Annotated in this window: 2 protein-coding genes; one reads left to right on the top strand and one right to left on the bottom strand. The window is 60.1% G+C overall.

Annotation, left to right across the window (positions count from 1 at the left end; translation table 11 throughout):
- Positions 1-1,642 (top strand): ATP-binding protein (locus A2I95_RS33025; RefSeq protein ID WP_291736634.1); only part of this gene is annotated, 1,642 nt, incomplete at its 5' end.
- Here A2I95_RS33025 and A2I95_RS33020 read toward each other — a convergent pair.
- On the bottom strand, positions 1,623-2,153 hold a 531-nt coding region (locus A2I95_RS33020; RefSeq protein ID WP_291736632.1), incomplete at its 5' end, for a winged helix-turn-helix domain-containing protein. The two genes, A2I95_RS33025 and A2I95_RS33020, sit on opposite strands and share 20 nt — an antisense overlap.

Below are 2,153 nucleotides of genomic sequence, written 5' to 3'. Positions count from 1 at the left end.
CCGCAACAATCTGCAGGCCCTTGTCAATGAACAGACCGAGCGGCTGCAAGAAGAAGTCGAAGCACATGACGAAGCCCGGCAGAAAGCGGAAACCGCCGATCAAGCCAAATCCGAGTTTCTCGCCATGATGAGCCATGAAATCCGCACGCCAATGAATGGCGTGCTTGGCATGCTGCGCAGCCTTTCGGACGATGGCCTGCCGCCCAGGCAGATGGAGCGGCTGCGGGCGGCGCTGGTCTCCGGCCAAAATCTGCTGAAGATATTGAATGACATTCTAGACTACTCGAAAATCGAAAGCGGCGCCTTGAAGCCGGAAATCAGCACGTTTTCCCTGCGGGAACTGGTGACCGACATTGTCGTGCTGCTGCGGCCCGGCGCGGACAGTAAAAATGTCCATCTGTGGCTGGATGCGCCTGAAGATCTGCCAGATGCCGTGCAGGGCGATGCAGCCAAGCTCCGGCAAATCCTCTTCAACCTCTTATCCAATGCATTGAAGTTCACTGAAGAAGGTGAGGTCATTTTGCGGGTCCGAGCCACTGATGATGCCCGCAGGCGCCACCGGGTGACCTTTGAAGTCAGCGACACCGGCAAGGGCATATCGGCGGAAGCAAAGTCCAGAATCTTTGAGGCCTTCGAGCAAGAGGACACAGATACCGCCCGCAAATTCGGCGGCACCGGGCTGGGGCTGGCAATCAGCAGGCATTTCGCCGAAACCATCGGTGCCAGATTGTCGCTGGAAAGCACCTCCGGCGTGGGATCCGTTTTCACACTGTCCCTGGAATTGGAACCGGGCAACCCCGCTGATCTTGTGCTTGAAGACCCGCCCGCACCGGCAACGAAAGCCGACCACCCCCTGTCTGTGCTGGTGGTCGAGGACAACGAAATCAATCAGATGGTCGCTCGAGGGTACTTGGAGCGTATGGGGCACAATTGCCAATGCACCGGCAGCGCCGAAAGCGCGCTGGAACTGCTGCCCGGCTCCAGTTTTGATCTGGTGCTGATGGATGTGAACCTGCCGGGCATCAGCGGCACCGAGGCCACCCGCCGCCTGCGCGCCCTGCCCGACCGGCGGATTGCCGAACTGCCGGTCATCGGCATTTCGGCGCATGTGCAAAAGGACCAGATCGAGACTCACCTGCAGGCTGGCATGAACGGTTTCGTCGCCAAACCTGTCTCCCCTGAACGGCTGGCCAAGGCATTGGACAGTGTCATGCAAGGGCGCGAGGGCGCGGTCTATTTATCGGCCCGCCAGGCAGTTCTGGAACAGCCGGACCGCCGCGCCGGCCTTCAGAAACAGATGCAGGAAAACATACGGGACCTTGGCAAAGTGCAAGCTCTGAACATCGCACGAATATTCAAACAGGAGCTTCCGCGAGGCCTTGCCCGGATGACTGCGGCTTTGGAAATGCAGGATTTAGGATCACTTGCCAAAGAAGCGCACCGCGCCAAAGGGGCTGCCAGCACCTTTGGCCAGCAGGATCTCGCGGCGCTGCTGGCAGCGTTGGAAGCACACTCAGAAAACGGGGAACTGAACGCAGCCCAGGACCAGCTGAAAAGGCTGACCGGTCTGGTCCCGCACATCCTGGAGGCGCTGGCCGCAGTGCTGCGCGAGTGCGAAACTGTCAGTTCAAAGGCGCTGTGAACACATAGCCCTCGCCGTGCACGGTGGTGATCACCCGAGGATTGGCGGGGTCCTCCTCCAGCTTGCCGCGCAGACGCCGGATCAGCACATCCACGGTACGGGGGTTTGCGCCGTATTGCCGGTGGGTGACCCGGCTCATCAGCGCATCGCGCGAGGCCACCTCGCCTGCCCGGCTGATCAGCATGTCCAGCACTTCGAATTCGGCCCGGGTCAGGGAAATGCTGTCACCCTGCACCGTTTGCAGATGCCGCGCCGCGACGTCGAACTGGAACCGCCCGAATTTGTAGATCCGGCGCGATAGACGCCGGACATCCTGCGTCCGCCGCAGCAGGTTTTTCAGCCTAGCCAGCAATTCACGCCGGTTGAAAGGCTTGCAGACATAATCATCCGCGCCAAGCTCCAATCCGACAATCCGGTCAATCTCATCATCCCGGCCGGTCACCAGGATAATCCCGACTTCAGACTTGGCACGCTGTTCCCGGGTAATTTGCAGCCCGTCTTTTCCGGGCAG

The organism is Leisingera sp. F5 (assembly GCF_001593695.1).
The sequence above is the reverse complement of the archived record's forward strand: the minus strand, read 5'-3'. Positions and strand labels throughout refer to the sequence as shown.